Annotated in this window: 2 protein-coding genes; both read right to left on the bottom strand. The window is 52.3% G+C overall.

Annotated features, from left to right (window positions below; all coding sequences use genetic code 11):
- Window positions 1-744: 744 nt before the first annotated feature.
- Window positions 745-1,017, bottom strand: coding sequence for a hypothetical protein (locus CHY22_RS09780; protein ID WP_143759232.1), 273 nt, complete (start codon window positions 1,015-1,017; stop codon window positions 745-747).
- A 464-nt stretch (window positions 1,018-1,481) separates the two neighbouring features.
- Window positions 1,482-2,108 carry a DUF1648 domain-containing protein gene (locus CHY22_RS09785; RefSeq protein WP_089573691.1) on the bottom strand — a complete coding sequence of 209 codons (627 nt, stop codon included), beginning with the start codon at window positions 2,106-2,108 and terminating at the stop codon, window positions 1,482-1,484.
- Between the last annotated feature and the right edge of the window lie 143 nt (window positions 2,109-2,251).

Here is a 2,251-nt window from a genome sequence, read left to right on the forward strand (position 1 = left end):
TTTAGAAGCACCTACGTTCCTCAAAGAATTGTTAGATTAAAAGTAACAGACCGGATGAAGATGCGTGCGATGGGGGCGAGGCGAATGGCTGAGCGGTATCGATACGCGGGTTCAACGGCATCATATTGACCACATAGATTATTAACTTGCATTTCTAACAGTTAAGGAGACGGGTGCTTTCCAGCACACTCCTTCGATGATGCCTTCCGCTAGTTGCTATGCCGGTTTCAGCCAACAAAGAATGTGCCCGGGCGCTCAGGTTCACCGTTAGCGTTGGCAACATATGAGATGGGCCAGACCCTTGCCGCGCGCCGATTGCGCGAGAGGTGTCGGGCTCCATGTTTATTCCACCTGCTTGTTATCAACCAGCTTCGTTCGACGTCAGACATTCAAGATGTCAGACGTCGAACCTGCGCCAAAGACGCAGCTGGGGCTACTAGCTGACTACAATCGCTCGCGAAGCTCGCCTGTTCGTGTGTGAATGTCTGACAGCTCCGTCAGACATTGTCGGACATTTGATTGTTCGACAAATGCGCACGTGGTCGCGTTCGCAAAGATTACTGAACGGTCGATGGGTGCGTTGAGACCTGAGCAAACGGCGGATGCCAGAAAAATGGCCTCACAGAATCGCACCCATGGTTGATAAAATTGACCGCCCGGGCGCAAATACCCGGGCGGTCAATTCATCCCCTCGTTCGCGATCCTGTTGGGTTTTGGGGCTTTGACATGTTGTTGCCGGATGGATCAGCCGTACAGCTTGATCTCCCGGGGTTCCATGTGGTCGTCCCCCAATAAGACGCCCCTGATGTAGTCCTGCGGCAGGAACTCGACGGGGAGAGTTGTCGCCAGGAAGTCGTCGAACCACGCCCGCGGTGTCGGGTCTGGCGCATACATGACCTTGGTCGCGCCGTCGGGCAGGGTGATGGTGAGTCGCACCGCGCCATTGCGTCGATACGCCCTCGACCATTCCTCATCGGTATCGCCATACCCTTTGCGATCCGCGGTCGTCCTCCACACGCCCCCAGTTCATCGAATGACCGCGGATGCTCTCTGAGATCGATCCAATGCAGCTGTGATCTCGTGCGCCTCGCCGCGTTGTACGCCGGCTTCCACTCGTCGGGCAAATATACTCTTTCGAAAATCTCGCGCGACATCTCGCGGAACTTAACTTCATCCGCCCGCGGCCTGTTCGGATACCGACAAACCCGGAAATGCTCCAACGGAGCGCCGAACGAGCGTAACAATATAAAGCCGTGCAACACGAGCTGGACGACCAGAACATCCCAAACAAAGGCCTGTCGGTCCCACCTTCAAGCCCAATAGCAAAATGTGCATCAGCTGATTTGCAGCGATACAAGTCTCAGCCGTCACCATCACACCGCAGCGCGCCTAGTCCCACTCATCCTACTGCAAATGTCCCAGAACGAGAAAACGACCAGCTTAACATGCCAACCTTTATATCCGCACGCGCGTAATTCAACTCATAAGGACCGGCTATCCCTTACCTGTGACACAATCTCAAACGCACAGAACAGAATCATCAGTCCAATCATCGCATAAGAGGCAGCCGAACCTTCAAGCACTATTCCACAAAGAACAATCTCCGCGCCGCCAATAAGAACTGTTATCAGGCGCTCTGCCTTTTTGCTCTCGTCGCTCGCATAAAAAGGCAGCAAAGCGCACAAGATCACATATAGCCCGGGAAGGGAATACAGGATCGATAGTCCAAGTCCCCCATCAACCGCAGTGCTTTGCGTAAGAATCAACTGAACCCAAACGGCAATTATCACTGAGCAGGTTGTCGATAAAAGAAGGCTAGAAATATAGCACGCAACAAAGTCCCGTCGCATTCGAGCAGAGAAATCCGCGAACTCTCTTCGCCGCGTGGAAACAATAAGGTACACAGAAATTGCAATAGAACCAATCAGAGAAAACAGCGGAACAACCAGCAATTCAAGCTTATTACCCCATCGATCAACCACACCCCCACTCCAATGAGCGGGAATTGTATCAGGGAGGGCTGACCAAGCCGCCCATAGAATCAGAAATGGAAGAATAGAGAGGATGAAAGATGATAACACTGCAGTAGTTTTTTTTGAGGCTCTCATCGATTCCGTATCTCCTTGCGCGCTCACATTCCACTCCGCCTTAAATCAAGTTTAAATAAAAACTTGAATGCAAATTTGGGTTGATTTCCGATCTCAGCCGAACACATTGAGCAAATAGGCCGTTCCCGCACCTAGCCGAACGC

It is taken from the genome of Collinsella sp. TF06-26, from assembly GCF_002232035.1.
Taxonomy (GTDB): domain Bacteria; phylum Actinomycetota; class Coriobacteriia; order Coriobacteriales; family Coriobacteriaceae; genus Collinsella.